Genomic DNA, 14,873 nt, shown 5'->3' on the forward strand with positions numbered 1-14,873 from the left:
TATCGTTATGCAAAAAATGACATAACTCCGAAGACGGCGCCACGCATGACTTTCTTTTCGGTTCTCCTCGCCCTCATCATCGAACAAGTCCGCGCGTTGTCGCCGAACAATCCGGTGTTCGCGCTGTTCCAGTTTCATGCGGAAACCGTCGCGCATGGTCTCGACGCCGGCAAGCAGAAGCACGGTATCCTCGCGTGGCTCGCGGTCGTGCTGCCGTGGGTGCTGATCGTCGCGCTGATCTATTTCCTGCTGTACAAGGTGAGCTTCGTGCTCGCATTCCTGTGGAACGTGGTCGTTGTGTATTTCACGCTCGGCTTCCGCCAGTTCAGCCACTATTTCACCGACATCCACCTCGCGCTAAACAACGACGACGTGCCGCGCGCGCGCGAAATCCTGCGCGAGTGGACGGGCATCGACACGGTCGACATGCCGGTCGGTGAAATCGTCCGCCACACGCTGATTCACGCGGTTGTCGCATCGCATCGCCACGTGTTCGGCGTGTTCTTCTGGTATGTGCTGCCGATCGGCCCGGCCGGTGCCGTGCTGTATCGGATTTCCGAATACCTCGCACGTAGCTGGTCGACGCCGGGCGACGACCGCACGGCCGCCTTCTCGACGTTCGCGCAACGCGCGTTCTTCGTGATCGACTGGATTCCCGCGCGGCTGACCGCACTCGGCTTCGCGATCGTCGGCAATTTCGAGGATGCGATCTACGCGTGGCGCAACCACACGCGCCAGTGGCCCGACCCGAACGACGGCGTGTTGCTGGCAGCCGGCAGCGGGGCCCTCGGCGCACGTCTCGCAGGGCCGCTCGCGGAGCCGTCGAGCCTCGACGCGCTGGCGGTCGGCGACAGCGGTCCGCTGACGGTCGGTGACGATTGCACGCCGCGGACGCTGCAGTCGGCGGTTGGCCTCGTCTGGCGTGCGGTGATCCTGTGGATGATCCTGCTGCTGATGCTGACGCTTGCCGTCTGGGTATCGTGACAGGACTGCGCAGCGCCCGATGAAAGACAAAGGCCGGCGTGACGCCGGCCTTTTTGCTGTGGGTCAGTCGTCGAGCGGATCGCGCACGGCGCCGCATTGCCAGCAGGCCGTGAACTGGGCCTCGAGCGCCTCGCCGCACTGCCGGCAGCGCCACGGTGCAGCGCCGGCCGACGGGCCGTTCGATGCGGCATCGAGGAGCCGGCGCGCGAGCGCGTCGTCGCGTTCGTCGTCGAGCCACAGCTCGGGCGTGCACGCATCGGCGGGCAGGCCGCCGAGCGCGCCGGTGGCGTAGCAGTTATGCAACTCGCAGCCGATGCCGGCCGCCTGAAGCACGTTGGCCCAATGCTGCGCCGTCGCAAGATTGGGTGCCTTGAAACGCATGGCGGCTCCTGTCGGTGAAGGCCGGCCCCAACGGTGCCGGCCGCCGCGCGCCTGTCGCGGAATCAGCGGACGATCTGGCTCGCCTCGTGCACGAGCTGCGCATACAGCGCATGCCTGGACGGCGCGATGCGGCCGTCGTCGACCGCTTCGAGAATCGCGCAGCCGGGCTCGTGCAGATGATGGCAATTATAGAAACGGCAGTCCGCGAGCAGTGGCCGGAACTCCGGAAACGCGCGTTCGAGACGGCCTTCCGTCAGATGGTAGAGGCCGAATTCCTGGAAGCCCGGCGAATCGATCAGTGCGCCGCCGCCCTCCAGCGGGTAGAGGCGCGTGAACGTCGTCGTGTGGCGGCCGCTGTTGAGCGCGGCCGAGATCTCGCGCGTCGCGGCTTCGGCATCGGGAACGAGCAGGTTCACGAGCGTCGACTTGCCCATTCCGGACTGGCCGAGCAGGATCGTCGAATGCCCGGCGAGGTGCGGCATCAGTTGCGCGCGCGCGTCGTCGGGCGAGCCCTTCACCGACAGCTCGAGCACGTCGTAGCCGAGCGCGCGGTACGGTGCGAGGCGCTCGCGCGCGACCGGCAGCGCGGCCTCGACGTCGATCTTGTTCAGCACGACGAGCGGCTTCAGCTCGTTCGCCTCGGCGGCGATCAGCGCGCGGCCGAGCAGGTCCTCGCTGAAATAGGGCTCGGTCGCGAGCACGATCAGCAACTGGTCGAGGTTGGCCGCGAAGAGCTTCGACTTGAACTGGTCGGAACGGTACAGCAGGTTGCGCCGTTCGCCGATCTCGACGATCACGCCCTGGTCGGCCGACGCGTGTTCGTAGACGACGCGGTCGCCGACCGCGATGTCGCTCTTCTTGCCGCGCGGGAAGCATTGCAGCATCGGGCTGCCGTCTTCGGGCGCCACGATGTAGTGGCGGCCGTGCGCCGCGATCACGCGGCCTTCGACACGTTGCGCGCCCGACGCGCGCGGGGCCGGCTTGCGGGAGGTCGGCCGGCTCATGCGTGCTGCATCAGGCGGTCGATCCGCTGCGATGCGGGCGGATGCGAGTAGTAGAAGGCCGTGTAGACGGGGTCGGGTGTCAGCGTCGACGCGTTGTCTTCATAGAGCTTCACGAGCGCGCTGACCAGATCCTGCGCGTCGGTCTGGCTGGCCGCGAACGCGTCGGCCTCGAATTCGTGCTTGCGCGACGTGAGGCTGCTGAACGGCGTCGCGAAGAACAGGAACACGGGAATCGCGAGGAAGAACAGTACGAGTGCGGCGCCCGCGTTGCTCGTGTCGAGCGACGGCATGACGCCGAGCCCCGTATAGAACCAGGTGCGTTGCGCCAGCCAGCCGAGCAGCGCGAGCAGCACCAGGCTCAGCACGAATGACACGAGCATCCGTTTCATCACGTGGCGGCGCTTGAAATGACCGAGTTCGTGCGCGAGCACGGCTTCGATTTCCTGGCCGGACAGGCGCGCGAGCAGCGTGTCGAAGAACACGATTCGCTTCGATGCGCCAAAGCCCGTGAAGTACGCGTTGCCGTGCGCGGAGCGGCGGCTGCCGTCCATCACGAACAGCCCCTTCGCCGCGAAGCCGCAGCGCTTCATCAGCGACTCGATGCGCAAGCGCAGCGCGTCGTCTTTCAGCGGTTCGAACTTGTTGAAGAGCGGTGCGATGAAGGTCGGGTAGATCAGCAGCACGAGCATCTGGAACGCGACCCAGACGATCCAGGTCCACAGCCACCACAGGCTGCCGGCCTGGTTCATCAGCCACAGCACGACGAACAGCAGCGGCAGGCCGAGCGCGGCGCCGAGCAGCGAGTTTTTCAGCATGTCGGTGAAGAACAGCCGCTTCGTCATCCGGTTGAAGCCGAAACGCTGCTCGATCCCGAACTGGCGGTAATACTCGAACGGGACGTCGATGACGCTCGTGATCACAAGCACCGCGGCGACGAGCGCGACCTGCTGCCCGTAGCCGCGGCCGAGCCAGCCGGTCAGCAGCGTGTCGAGCGCGCCGACGCCGCCGAGCAGCGTGAGGCCGACCAGCACGGCCGCGCTGACGACGATCTCGAGCATCGTCAGCCGGGTACGCTCGACCGTATAGTCGGCCGCGCGCTGGTGGGCGGTCAGCGGGATGGTCGCGCTGAATTGCGCGGGCACGCCGTTGCGGTGCGCGGCGACGAAGCGGATTTGCCGCGACGCGAGCCATAGCTTGGTGACGACCATCGCGAGCACGGCGAGCGCGAACAGCAGGGTGAACGAAAAGGGTGACATCGAAGGCGCCAAAGGGTTCTATGCGAGAATTATATGTTCTTGCGGACCGGGCCCGCTGCTGCGATGCCGGCCGCCCGGGCGGCGCCGCGCGCCGTCCGCCATTTTCCAGGATGACTCATGACCGATACCGCCGCTTCCGCCAGCCAGCCCGCGCTCGTGCGCAACGAGTTGAACCTCGTCTGGCTCGACATGGAGATGACGGGCCTCGACCCGGATAACGACCGCATCATCGAGATCGCGGTCGTCGTGACCAATTCCACGCTCGACGTTGCCGTCGAAGGCCCCGTGTTCGCGATCCACCAGAGCGACGAAACGCTCGCGAAAATGGACGACTGGAACAAGTCGACGCACGGCCGCTCGGGCCTGATCGACCGCGTGCGCGCGTCGACCGTGACCGAGGCGGAAGCCGCCGCGCAACTGCAGGCGTTCCTCGCGCAGTACGTGTCGCCCGGCAAGTCGCCGATGTGTGGCAACTCGATCTGCCAGGATCGCCGTTTCATGGCGCGCTGGATGCCGGAATTCGAGAAATTCTTCCACTACCGCAATCTCGACGTCAGCACGCTGAAGGAGCTGTGCCGCCGCTGGCAGCCGGCGATCTACAAGGGCTTCCAGAAGCGCGCGATGCACACGGCACTCGCGGACATCCACGAGTCGATCGACGAGCTGAAGTACTACCGCGAGCATTTCCTGATCCCGGCCGCGTCGGTGTCGGCAGGCGAGTCCGCGCCGGCCGCCTGAGCGGGCCGGCACGCGCTCAGCGCTGGGTACAGGCTCAGCGCTGCGCGCTTTTCGGCCGGAACGCCGCGACCACCGCGGCGTCGGTCTCGATGTACGGGCCGCCGATCAGGTCGATGCAGTAGGGCACCGCGGCGAAGATGCCGGGCACGGTCGACTTGCCGTCGGCATCGCGCAGCCCTTCGAGCGTTTCACGGATCGACTTCGGCTGGCCGGGCAGGTTGACGATCAGCGCCGCATGGTCGGCCGTCTCGCGGATCACCGCGACCTGCCGCGACAGGATCGCGGTCGGCACGAAATTCAGGCTGATCTGCCGCATCTGTTCGCCGAATCCGGGCATTTCCTTCGTCGCCACGGCCAGCGTGGCCTCGGGCGTCACGTCGCGGCGCGCGGGGCCCGTGCCGCCGGTCGTCAGCACGAGGTCGCAGCCGGTGACGTCGACGAGCTCGGCGAGCGTGGCGGAGATCGTCGGTGCGTCGTCCTGGATCAGCCGCGTTTCGGCGCGCCACGGCGAGACCAGCGCGGCGGCGAGCCACTCCTGCAGCGCCGGAATACCTTTATCTTCGTAGACACCCGTGCTGGCACGGTCGCTGATCGATACGAGACCGACGACGAGCTCGTCCGGGTGGTTAGGCTTCGTCGTCGTCATGGTCGTCTCCGGCGTCGTCGGCCGCTTCGTCATCCCCGTCGGGCGCGCCGCTGGCGGTCTTGATCCACTGGAACAGTTCGCGGAAATAGCGCGGCGGCTTGCCTTGCTGCGCTTCCTTGCGCGCGTTGCGGATCAGCGTGCGGCCTTCCTGGATGTCGGCTTCGGGGTGCTGGCGCAGGAATTCGGTCAGCGCGTCGTCGTTGGCGAGCAACCGTTCGCGCGTGCGCTCGATCCAGTGCAGGCGGGCCGTCGCGGCCTTGTTCACGCCGCGCTGCGCGTCGAGCGCGGTGCGCAGCGCGGCCGTCTCGTCGTCGGTCAGCGAGCGCATCACGCGGCCGACGTACTGGAGCTGGCGGCGCTTGCCTTCGTGATCGGTGATCCGGCGCGCCTCGCGAACGGCGTCCGAGAGGCTTTCAGGCATCGGCATGCGCTTCAGCGCATCCTTCGGCAGATCGACGAGCGCCTGGCCGAGCACCTGCAGCTCGTGCATCTCGCGCTTGAGTTGGGATTTGCTGGGGCGATCGTAGCCGTTGTCGTCGTCTTCGACGGCATGCTCGATCGGCTGGATTCGGGTTTTGCGTGTCATGGGCGGCATTGTATCGCGGCGCGGACACCCCAAGCTTGTCTGTGCCCGACCCCGGACCTTGCTATGATCGCGGGATACGCAACATTTTGAACATGCGGGCGCCCGCCCGCCACCGGATACCAAGACGATGGCAGCCAATCTCGACGTACAAGCGCGCTATTTCCCGCACACGCAGGACCAGCTCAAAGAAATCGCGTCGGACATCCTTCGCCATGCGAAGGCACTCGGCGCGACGGACGCCGCAACCGAAATCTCCGAGGGCGACGGCCTGTCGGTGTCGGTGCGCCGCGGCGAAGTCGAAACGATCGAGCACAACCGCGACAAGATGGTCGGCGTGACCGTATTCATCGGCAAGAAGCGCGGCAACGCGAGCACGTCCGATTTTTCGCCGGCCGCGATCAAGGATACCGTCGCCGCTGCGTACAACATCGCGCGCTTCACGGCCGAGGACGAAGCGGCCGGCCTCGCCGAGGCCGAGCTGCTCGAAACCGACCCGCGCGACCTCGATCTCTATCACCCGTGGGCGCTGACGGCCGACGAGGCCGTCGAGCTCGCCCGCCGCGCGGAAGATGCCGCATTCGCGGTCAGCCCGCAGATCCGCAATTCGGAAGGCGCGAGCGTGTCGGCGCAGCATTCGCAATTCGTGCTCGCGACGTCGCGCGGCTTCCTGTCCGGCTATCCGTACTCGCGCCACTACATCGCATGCGCGCCGATCGCGGGCAGCGGCCGTCACATGCAGCGCGACGACTGGTATTCGTCGAAGCGCAGCGCGATCGATCTCGCGGCACCTGAAGCGGTGGGCCGTTACGCGGCCGAGCGTGCGCTCGCGCGGATGGGGGCGCGTCGTCTCGACACCCGCAAGGTACCCGTGCTGTTCGAGGCGCCGCTCGCGGCCGGCCTGCTCGGCGCATTCGTGCAGGCCGTGAGCGGCGGCGCGCTGTACCGCAAGACGTCGTTCCTCGTGGACAGCCTCGGCAAGCCGGTGTTTGCGCCGCACATCCAGGTCGTCGAGGATCCGCACGTGCCGCGCGCGATGGGCAGCGCGCCGTTCGACGAGGAAGGCGTGCGTACGCGCGCGCGCAGCGTCGTCAAGGACGGCGTCGTCGAAGGCTACTTCCTGTCGACCTATTCGGCACGCAAGCTCGGCACGCAGACCACCGGCAACGCGGGTGGCTCGCACAACCTCGCGCTGCGCAGCTCGGACACGCAGCCGGGCGACGACTTCGACGCGATGCTGAAGAAGCTCGGTACCGGCCTGCTGTTGACCGAGCTGATGGGGCAGGGCGTGAACTATGTGACGGGCGACTATTCGCGCGGCGCGGCGGGTTTCTGGGTTGAGAACGGCGTGATCCAGTATCCGGTCGAGGAAATCACCGTCGCGAGCACGCTGCAGGAGATGTTCCGGCATATCGTCGCGATCGGTGCGGATTCGATCGTGCGCGGTACGAAGGAAACGGGCTCCGTGCTGATCGAGCAGATGACGATCGCAGGGCAGTAAGCCGCGCGCGGCGCAGGCCGCGACGAAACGAAAAAGCCCGACCGGCGCGAGCCGGTCGGGCTTTTCTCATTGTGCGTGACGCGTCAGCCGCGCTTGCGCTCGTAGACGACGAACGCATAACCGAATGTATTCGGTGCGGCAGCCTGGCGTGCATCGCGCGAGACTTCCTGCCAGTGCGTGGCGTCGGGCGCCGGGAACGACGCATCGCCGTCGAAGTCGGCATCGATCTCGGTGACGACCAGTTTATTGGCGAGCATGAGGCCTTCCGCGTAGAGTTGCGCACCGCCGATCAGGAAGGCCTCGGGCACTCCGTCGCGCGCAGCGAGCGCCAGCGCGTCGGCGAGCGACGTGACCGTGTCGCAGCCATCGAAGCGACGCGCTGCGTCGCGCGTGACGACGATGTTGCGGCGGCCCGGCAGCGGCCGGCCGATCGACTCGTGGGTCTTGCGGCCCATCACGATCGGCGCACCCATCGTCGTGCGCTTGAAGAACGCGAGATCCTCGGGAAGTTTCCAGGGCAACTGGTTGTCGCGGCCGATGATGCCGTTGCGGGCACGCGCGACGATCAGGGTCAACGTCGTCATGAAGGTCGGGAAAGAGGAAAACCGGAATGGCGCCGATTCTACCGGAACGGCGGTGCATGCCGGATTCCGCGCGCGTGCGTCGGCATTCCGGTGCTGCTCGTCGCGCCGACGGATTGAATAAAAAGAGTGCCCGCCGGGGGACGGAGCACAAAACCGTTTCGCGTTGCGGGGGCGGTGAGGGCGGTCGCGATCGATGCCGTACGGCCGATGCGAATAAATATGGAATCCTCAGCGAATGGATTGGTGCGTGGTGCCTTGCGCGTTTCTTTCCATCGCGTGCTGCACCTCGCCTGGCTGCGGTGCCGGGAGCGGCGTCGGCAACAGGGGCGGAGGCGGGATCTCGTCCCACAGCGTCACCGAAGTCTTGCCGGCCGGCAGCGGTTGCGGTGCCGACACGTTCATGATGGCGAACTCGTTGCCGGGTTGCACGCTGGGCGCGTTTTCGGCAAGCAACATCGCGTGATCCAGCTTCACGTTTTCATCCGCGTGCGCCGGCACGGGCGGGCCGGCGGCCGCGAGCGCAATCGCCATCGGCACGAAAGAAAGCAAAGGGTGTTGTCGCATGGTCGCTGTCTCCGATGTATTCCGTATCCAGCGAAATACATGCCATCGCGCCGGCACCGTTGTCGCAACTGCGATTCGTGCGCAAGCGTTGAGAATTGTGGCTAAAAACGCCTGAAAATGTTTCAGGCCTGAAACGAGGGGGCTTGGGAATACTGCGGATTCAATCGATACGCTTCAAGGATGAAAATCGACGCATGTGTCGATGAAAGAAAACTTCGCTGCGCAAGTGCTATGTGCAGATGATTGACATGCGTCGACTTCCTGAGCGATTCGGCCGGATCGCCTGGGGCACTGAAATCGGTTTGTCGTATTCAGTGCCTATAACTAAGCTGTCTTGATCAAAAAAACGGACGCGAGATAAGCGCCATCATGCGAGGCATTGTCGTTGCCGCGCATCGGCATGGCGAATCGAGCCACCTTGGGCTGACCCGATTCGATCCTTTCGCACGTGACTTGACGTGCGTGGCAATCGTTAGATGGTTGATGAACGGGGTGGGCATATGGGAGCCGATCAGCGGCACGTGATCTACTATTCGCGCGAACCGAACGACGCGTTGCGCGGCCATTTCGACGAATGCGGTTGGCGCGTCGATCTTGCGGAGACCGTACGCGACGTACGGCGCGTCGTGCAGCACGGCGTTGCAACGGCCGGCCTGCTCGATTTCTCGCCGGGCTTCAAACCCTCTGACCTGCGCGAACTCGAATCCTGCCTGAGCATCCAGCACATCGGCTGGATTGCAGCGACGCGGCGCGGCCAGTTGCAGGACGCCACGCTGCGCCATCTCATTCGCGACTATTGCTTCGACTACGTGACGATGCCGTACGAGATGTCGCGGATCGTCGAGACCGTCGGTCATGCGCATGGCATGGTCGCGCTGACCGAGCCCGTTGCGCCGCCCGCCGGTGCAGGGCGCAGCGAAGGCGAGATGGTCGGCACCTGCGATGCGATGCTCGGACTCTTCAGAACAATCCGTCGCGTCGCGGCGACCGATGCGCCGGTGTTCATCTCCGGCGAATCGGGCACGGGCAAGGAACTGACGGCGGTCGCGATTCACGAGCGCTCGACGCGTGCGCAGGCGCCGTTCATCGCGATCAATTGCGGGGCGATCCCGTCGACCCTGCTGCAGGCCGAGTTGTTTGGCTATGAGCGCGGTGCATTCACCGGCGCGAACCAGCGCAAGATCGGCCGCGTCGAGGCGGCCAACAGCGGCACGCTGTTTCTCGACGAGATCGGCGACCTGCCGCTCGAAAGCCAGGCGAGCCTGTTGCGCTTCCTGCAGGAAGGCAAGATCGAGCGGCTCGGTGCGCACGTGTCGGTACCGGTCGATGTGCGCGTGATCTGCGCGACGCACGTGGACATGGAAACGGCGTTGCGCGAAGGGCGGTTCCGCGAAGACCTGTTCCATCGCCTGTGCGTGCTCAAGATCGAGGAGCCGCCGCTGCGCGCGCGCGGCAAGGACATCGAGGTGCTCGCGCGCCATATGCTCGAGCGTTTCAAGGGCGACGCGCATCGCCGCCTGCGCGGCTTTTCCCCTGATGCGGTGGCCTCGCTGTACGGCTATTCGTGGCCGGGCAACGTGCGTGAGCTGATCAATCGCGTGCGCCGCGCGATCGTGATGTCGGAGGGCCGCATGATCACCGCGGCCGATCTCGAACTGATCGACTATGCGACGCTCGCGCCCGTGTCGCTGCTGGAGGCGCGCGAGGCGGCCGAACGACAGGCGATCGAGCAGGCGCTGCTGCGCCATCGCGGCCGTTTCGCGGATGCCGCGCGCGAACTCGGCGTGTCGCGTGTCACGCTCTACCGGCTGATGTGCGCGCATGGAATGCGCGATCGCGGCGACACGCTGGCAGGGTTTTCGGCGCCGTTGCCGGAGCTTCCGCATCACGCTTGCTAAAATTGGCGGGTACGGCCGCCCTCGCGGCCGAAGGAACCCGCATGAAACAGTATCTCGACCTCGTTCGTACCATTCTCGATACCGGCACCTGGCAGGAGAACCGCACGGGGATCCGCACCATCAGCATGCCGGGCGCGATGCTGCGCTTCGACCTGCAGCAAGGCTTCCCGGCCGTCACGACCAAGAAGCTCGCGTTCAAGTCCGCGATCGGTGAACTGGTCGGCTTCCTGCGCGCGTCGCGCAGCGCGGCCGATTTCCGCGCGCTTGGCTGCAAGGTGTGGGATGCGAACGCGAACGAGAATGCGCAGTGGCTCGCGAACCCGTATCGCCAGGGCGTCGACGATCTCGGCGACGTGTACGGCGTGCAATGGCGCCAGTGGCCGGGTTACAAGGTGCTCGACGCGGGCGCCGACGCGCAGATCGCCGACGCGACGCGCCGCGGTTTCCGGATCGTCACGCGGTTCGACGAAGACGGCGCGCCGAAGGTGCTGCTGTACAAGGCGATCGACCAGTTGCGTCAGTGCCTGGACACGATCATGGAGAATCCGGCCGACCGTCGCATCCTGTTTCACGCATGGAACCCGGCGGTGCTCGACCAGATCGCGCTGCCTGCGTGCCATCTGCTGTACCAGTTCCTGCCGAATGCGACGAAACGCGAGATTTCGCTGTGCCTGTATATCCGCAGCAACGACGTCGGGCTCGGCACGCCGTTCAACCTGACGGAAGGGGCCGCGCTGCTGTCGCTCGTCGGCCGGCTGACGGGCTACACGCCGCGCTGGTTCACGTATTTCATCGGCGATGCGCACATCTACGAGAACCAGCTCGACATGCTGCAGCAGCAGCTCACGCGCGAGCCGTACGAAAGCCCGCGGCTCGAGATTGCCGAGCGCGTGCCCGACTACGCGCAGACGGGCGTCTATGCGCCCGAGTGGCTGGAGCAGATCGAGCCGTCCGATTTCTCGCTCGTCGGCTACCGCCACCACGAGCCGCTGACGGTGCCGATGGCGGTCTGATCGCGCGGAGCGGGCCGCGCGGGTTTACCGACCCGCGGGCCCCACGGAAAGAAAGCCCGACCGGCTGGTGCCGGTCGGGCTTTTTTGTTTCACGTTTGCGGCACTTACTGGCGGTGCCGCTCATCGTGACCGCCTTGCGGCGGCGGGTTGCTCGGGCGCGGCGCCTCGACGTGCGGCGCCGGTTGCGGCCGCGGCTCCATCCGGGGCGCGGGCATCGACGGTCGCGGTTCCATGTGCGGCGCGGGCATCGACGGCCGTGGCTCCACGCGCGGCGCCTGCGGCTGCGGGCGCGGCATTTCATGCACGGCGGGAGCAGGCGGGCGGTACTCGTTCACGCGCGGCGGCGCGACTTCGCGGTGCGGTGCCGGTTGCGCGAATTCGGGGCGCGGCTGCGGCGCGGGGGCGGCCCGTTCCGGTTGCGCCTGCGCATGCTGGGCCGGCGTCGGGATATCGGGGCGCGGACGTGGCTGCGGGATCTGCGCCGTATTGTCGAACCGTGGTTGCGGCAGTGCGCGCGGCGCTTCGTTCCGGCCGCCAGGCTGCGCGCCCTGCGGCGCCGGCGCGCCGTCAGGATGCGGTACCGGCACCGCGCTGCGCACGGGCGGCAGCGCATTTTGTCCTGCCGCGTGAAGCGCGGTCGGCGGCGTGGGGCGCTGGCGCTCCATTGGCGCGTGCGGTTGCATCCACGCAGGCGACGGCGTGTCGGCTGCGTGTGCGTTGCCGATGCCTGACGGGAAATTGCCGGCCATCGGCGGATGCGGGACACCGTTTCCGGGCCCGAATGCCTGATGCGGCGCCGGGTTGCCGGGTGCCTGCGGCATGCCGCCGTTGGCGAAGCGTGGCGCATTGGGGTTCTCGCCGTTCGCCGGCCGTGCGGCATTCGGCGCGCCCGGCACCGGCACCGGTGCGCCCGGCCGTCCGGCCTGCACGGCAGGCGGCTGGCCTTCGCGCGGCGCGCGTGACGGCTGCACGACGGGGCCGTGCGGATTCACGAGCTGCACGTTGTGCATTGCCCATGTGCCGCCGTTCGGGTTGCCCGGAACGCGAACCGGGCGAGCCGTGTAGTCGGCCGGCACGTTCGTCTTCACGACGGGGGCGCCGGCGCCCGGTACGCGACCGCCTTGTTGCGCGAGGTGGGCGGCGGCCTGGTCGCGGTATGCGGCCGGCACCGCGGGATTGCGCGTCGCGACGTACGGGTGCTGCGCGATCGCCTCCGGCGGACGGTAGGCGGCATTGCGCAGCCCGCCGGTAAAGCTCTGGCGCACCGGCGCAATGCCGGGCGTACCCGGCGTCACGTGCGCGTTGCGCCATTGCTGCGGATCGACGTGCTGCGAGAAGTGCGCAACAGGCTGACCGTGCACGAACGCGGAGGCCGGCACGGCCGTGATCGCGTGCGGCGCGTGGAAGTTCACGTACGTCTTGTTGATGTTGGTGATATTGGTGATGTTCGTCACGTTCACGGTCTTGTTCACGTTCACGTTGACGTTGTTCACCACGATGTTGCGGTTCACGCGGTCGTAGTAGTGCGGGCTCCAGCCGCCCCAGCCCGGGTGCCACGGCTCGCCCGGTCCGAGCGCGAACCACGCGCAGCCGGCTGCGGCGACGCCGCCGACGGTCAGCGCGACGCTCCAGTCGGGACCGCCGCCGCCACCGACGAACGCGACGAGCGCCGGCGCATAGACGGGCGGCTCGCTGACGACCATTGGGCCGGGCACCCATGCCCAGCTATCGTCCACGTACGCCCAGCGACCGTAGTGATACGGCGCGAAGCCCCACGGTGCGTCGTCGACCCACGTCCAGCCCCACGGCGCCTGCCAGATCCAGTGGCCGTCGTGATACGGCGCCCAGTCGGCCGGCGTGTCGTTCGGCACCCATACCGAGCCGTAATTCGGGGTTTCGCGCCACGTGCCGTTCGCGTCGAGATCCTGGTAGCCGGGAACGTCGCGAGACACGTAGCGGGCCGACACCGAGCGCTCCTCGGCCGCATCGCGGCTGGCCGCCCACTGGTCGAGCGTATCGGGGCCCGGCGCCTGCGATTGCTGCGCAACCTGCAGGTCGGTGCCCGTGAATACGACCTGCTGTCCGGGCGATAGCGGGTACTGCCCGTTGCTGCCGTAGACGGTCGCGCTGCCGCTGCGCACCGTAACCGTCGTGCTTGCGCCGTCCGGTGCGACATCGACGCGATAGTCGCCGGGGCTGGTGATGCCGAGCGCGAGGTTCGGCGTGTCGATTTCGTACGACCTGCCAGCCGGCAGCGCGCGCACGTGCGTCGATACGGTGCCGAGGCCGACCTTCAGTTGTGTTGTCGAGTCGTCGAGGTTCAGCACCGACAGGCTCGTCGAATTGCCGAGCCGCACCGCGGTCGAGCCGATGTGCAGTTCCGAGCGCGCGCCGGCGTCGTTCCAGAGCTGGTCGCCGGTCGTCAGCGGCCGGTTCACGGCGGCATACGACCATGTATCGGTGCCGGCCGGTTCTGTCGTCACGGCGCCGGACAGGTAATTGAGCCGTGCAACGCGGCCGGGCGGATCGCCGCCCGGTTGCCGTGCCGCGGCCGCATATGGCGGGGCATCGGCCGATTGCGCGAATGCGGCGGGCTGTGCCGCAAGCGCGGCGAACGCGAGCAGCGTGCAGCGGGCGGTTCGCTTGAGCGTGAACAGGGTGGCCATGGTGAACGTCTTCGTCGTTGTCGCGGCGCGTCGATTCGTGCCGTTGAGTTCACAATATCCGCTTGGCCTGTTTCAATGCTCGGTGTTTTGTAAGCCGGATGGCACGCGATGTAACAAAACCTGTCCATCTCGCGCCGTTGTCGTGCAGCCGCAATACTGGCGTCAAGCGGACGTAAGCCACCCGTCGAAAACCTGCTGTCCGGGCACGGTGACGCGCAGCACGCGCGGCCGTGCGGAACGCTCGATCCAGCCGTGCGCACAGAAGCTGTCGAGCAGCGCGGCGCCGAGCGCGCCGCCGAGATGCGAGCGCCGCTCGCTCCAGTCGAGACAGCCGCACGCAAAGCGGCGCCGGCGCGCGCGCTGCTGGGCGACGTCGATGCCCCATTGCGCGAGCGCCCGGGTGCCGAGTTCGGTGGTCTCGATCGCATCGCCGTTGGCGAGCAGCCAGCCGCGCGAGGTGAGCCCGTCGAAGATGCGCACCGCGAGTTCGCCGGCCATGTGGTCGTAGCAGGTGCGCGCGTAGCGCAGTTCGGCCGGCACCGTGCGCGACGGCGGCGGAACCGGGCGGTGCGGCGCGGCCGCGCGGGCGACGTTCGCGAGCGCTTCGAGCGATGCCGCGATGTCGGACGATGCGATCCGGTAGTAGCGGTGCCGGCCGCGCACGTCGAGCGCGAGCAGGCCGCCATCGGTCAGCCGCGCAAGGTGTGCGCTCGCCGCGGACGGCGACAGCCCCGCGATCATCGTCAGTTCGCCGGCCGGTCGTGCGCTGCCGTCCATCAGCACCCACAGCATCGCGGCGCGCCCCGGGTCGGAGATCAATGCGCCGATGCGGCTCAGGCCCGGAAAGTGGTGGTCGTCTTGATCGGTCATCGTCGTGTCTCGTCTGGCGGGATGAACTGCAGTGTAGTGGGTGCCGGCATTCGATGTTTCCGATCCGGCTGAAATGTCGGATGCAGCGGTGCCGGCACGGGCACAGGCCATGCGGCGGACCGGACTGCGGCCCCGCGCGGGGCGCGCGTAGAATGGCCGGACGCGGCGGCAGCGGGTCGCCGCAC

The 14,873-nt window shown here is 67.2% G+C and carries 14 protein-coding genes; 5 read left to right on the forward strand and 9 right to left on the reverse strand.

The features are described 5' to 3' along the window. The first annotated feature begins 45 nt into the window (after positions 1–45). Complete coding sequence (locus tag R9B84_RS05375) at positions 46–984, forward strand: CobD/CbiB family protein (RefSeq protein WP_096472769.1); 939 nt, start codon at positions 46–48, stop codon at positions 982–984. A 63-nt stretch (positions 985–1,047) separates the two neighbouring features. Here R9B84_RS05375 and R9B84_RS05380 read toward each other — a convergent pair whose 3' ends face one another. From R9B84_RS05380 to R9B84_RS05390, 3 genes are all read right to left on the reverse strand, one after another. Next, positions 1,048–1,365 (reverse strand): putative signal transducing protein, encoded by a 318-nt coding sequence (locus R9B84_RS05380; protein WP_047900141.1) that lies wholly within the window; start codon positions 1,363–1,365, stop codon positions 1,048–1,050. 62 nt (positions 1,366–1,427) lie between these two features. Continuing rightward, a complete protein-coding gene (gene rsgA / locus R9B84_RS05385; protein ID WP_423759482.1) occupies positions 1,428–2,369 on the reverse strand; it encodes a ribosome small subunit-dependent GTPase A in 942 nt (313 codons plus the stop codon). Continuing rightward, positions 2,366–3,625, reverse strand: a complete 1,260-nt coding sequence (locus tag R9B84_RS05390) for a M48 family metallopeptidase (RefSeq protein WP_423759483.1) — start codon at positions 3,623–3,625, stop codon at positions 2,366–2,368. The genes rsgA and R9B84_RS05390 overlap by 4 nt, the downstream gene beginning before the upstream one ends. Before the next feature lie 117 nt (positions 3,626–3,742). Here R9B84_RS05390 and orn point away from each other — a divergent pair, with 117 nt between their 5' ends. After that, a complete protein-coding gene (gene orn / locus R9B84_RS05395; protein WP_423759484.1) occupies positions 3,743–4,363 on the forward strand; it encodes an oligoribonuclease in 621 nt (206 codons plus the stop codon). A 34-nt stretch (positions 4,364–4,397) separates the two neighbouring features. Here orn and mog read toward each other — a convergent pair whose 3' ends face one another. Further along, positions 4,398–5,009 (reverse strand): molybdopterin adenylyltransferase, encoded by a 612-nt coding sequence (mog, locus tag R9B84_RS05400; RefSeq protein ID WP_423759485.1) that lies wholly within the window; start codon positions 5,007–5,009, stop codon positions 4,398–4,400. Beyond that, complete coding sequence (gene yjgA / locus R9B84_RS05405; protein WP_423759486.1) at positions 4,990–5,595, reverse strand: ribosome biogenesis factor YjgA; 606 nt, start codon at positions 5,593–5,595, stop codon at positions 4,990–4,992. Before yjgA ends, mog begins: the two co-directional genes overlap by 20 nt. Before the next feature lie 127 nt (positions 5,596–5,722). Between yjgA and pmbA the strand changes: the two genes are divergently transcribed. Further along, positions 5,723–7,093 (forward strand): metalloprotease PmbA, encoded by a 1,371-nt coding sequence (gene pmbA / locus R9B84_RS05410; RefSeq protein WP_096472775.1) that lies wholly within the window; start codon positions 5,723–5,725, stop codon positions 7,091–7,093. A gap of 83 nt (positions 7,094–7,176) precedes the next feature. Here the strand turns inward: pmbA and R9B84_RS05415 are convergent, their stop codons facing one another. Further along, the gene (locus tag R9B84_RS05415; RefSeq protein ID WP_423759487.1) at positions 7,177–7,677 is read right to left on the reverse strand and encodes a dihydrofolate reductase; all 501 of its coding nucleotides are present in this window, start codon (positions 7,675–7,677) and stop codon (positions 7,177–7,179) included. A gap of 228 nt (positions 7,678–7,905) precedes the next feature. After that, positions 7,906–8,208, reverse strand: a complete 303-nt coding sequence (locus R9B84_RS05420) for a hypothetical protein (protein WP_423759488.1) — start codon at positions 8,206–8,208, stop codon at positions 7,906–7,908. A 533-nt stretch (positions 8,209–8,741) separates the two neighbouring features. On the opposite strand from R9B84_RS05420, the gene R9B84_RS05425 reads away from it, so the two are divergent. Both R9B84_RS05425 and R9B84_RS05430 read left to right on the forward strand, forming a co-directional pair. Continuing rightward, the gene (locus tag R9B84_RS05425) at positions 8,742–10,139 is read left to right on the forward strand and encodes a sigma 54-interacting transcriptional regulator (RefSeq protein ID WP_423759489.1); all 1,398 of its coding nucleotides are present in this window, start codon (positions 8,742–8,744) and stop codon (positions 10,137–10,139) included. 41 nt (positions 10,140–10,180) lie between these two features. Further along, on the forward strand, positions 10,181–11,152 hold the full coding sequence (locus R9B84_RS05430; protein WP_423759490.1) for a thymidylate synthase: 972 nt from the start codon (positions 10,181–10,183) through the stop codon (positions 11,150–11,152). Between the two features lie 104 nt (positions 11,153–11,256). Here R9B84_RS05430 and R9B84_RS05435 read toward each other — a convergent pair whose 3' ends face one another. Together R9B84_RS05435 and R9B84_RS05440 are read right to left on the reverse strand one after the other, a co-directional pair. Beyond that, positions 11,257–13,818, reverse strand: a complete 2,562-nt coding sequence (locus R9B84_RS05435; protein ID WP_423759491.1) for a DUF6600 domain-containing protein — start codon at positions 13,816–13,818, stop codon at positions 11,257–11,259. 162 nt (positions 13,819–13,980) lie between these two features. Beyond that, the gene (locus R9B84_RS05440) at positions 13,981–14,688 is read right to left on the reverse strand and encodes an ArsR/SmtB family transcription factor (RefSeq protein WP_423759492.1); all 708 of its coding nucleotides are present in this window, start codon (positions 14,686–14,688) and stop codon (positions 13,981–13,983) included. Positions 14,689–14,873 lie beyond the last annotated feature (185 nt).

The sequence above is a fragment of the Burkholderia sp. NLJ2 genome (assembly GCF_049487195.1).
Classification (GTDB): Bacteria; Pseudomonadota; Gammaproteobacteria; order Burkholderiales; family Burkholderiaceae; genus Burkholderia; species Burkholderia pyrrocinia.